This is a genomic window from Pseudomonas sp. EL_65y_Pfl2_R96 (genome assembly GCF_963970905.1).
GTDB lineage: Bacteria > Pseudomonadota > Gammaproteobacteria > Pseudomonadales > Pseudomonadaceae > Aquipseudomonas.
This window is the reverse complement of record NZ_CAXAQH010000408.1, coordinates 1-431: the sequence shown is the minus strand read 5'-3', so window position 1 is coordinate 431 and position 431 is coordinate 1. Positions and strand designations below refer to the sequence as shown.

Below are 431 nucleotides of genomic sequence, written 5' to 3'. Positions count from 1 at the left end.
GCCAACATCGTTTGGCGGGCGCGATTCCTATATCGAGCAGCTTCGCGTGCAATTGACGAGCTGCGATCCGGTGATGCTCATCTATCCCCCGGAACTGTCCCAAATGGCGGGCGATGCGGCGGGATTGGCCGGGGTCGCAGGCATGGACTGGTCCAGCTTTGCTACCCGCAGCGCGCCGGATGTGGCCCTGCCGCAGGCACGCGGCGACGACATCGCCTATCTGCAATATTCAAGCGGCTCGACGCGCTTCCCGCATGGCGTGGCGATCACGCACCACGCCTTGCTCAATAACCTTGCGGCGCATTCCCATGGCATGCAGTTGATCGAGAGTGACCGCTGCGTGTCGTGGCTGCCCTGGTATCACGACATGGGGCTGGTCGGCTGCTTCCTGTCGCCCGTCGCCAACCAGGTGTCGACCGATTATCTGAAGA

At 62.6% G+C, this 431-nt stretch carries 1 protein-coding gene; it reads left to right on the top strand.

Annotation, left to right across the window (positions count from 1 at the left end):
• The coding region (locus tag AACY49_RS31305) for an AMP-binding protein (RefSeq protein WP_339528232.1) at positions 1–431 on the top strand (431 nt) is incomplete at both ends.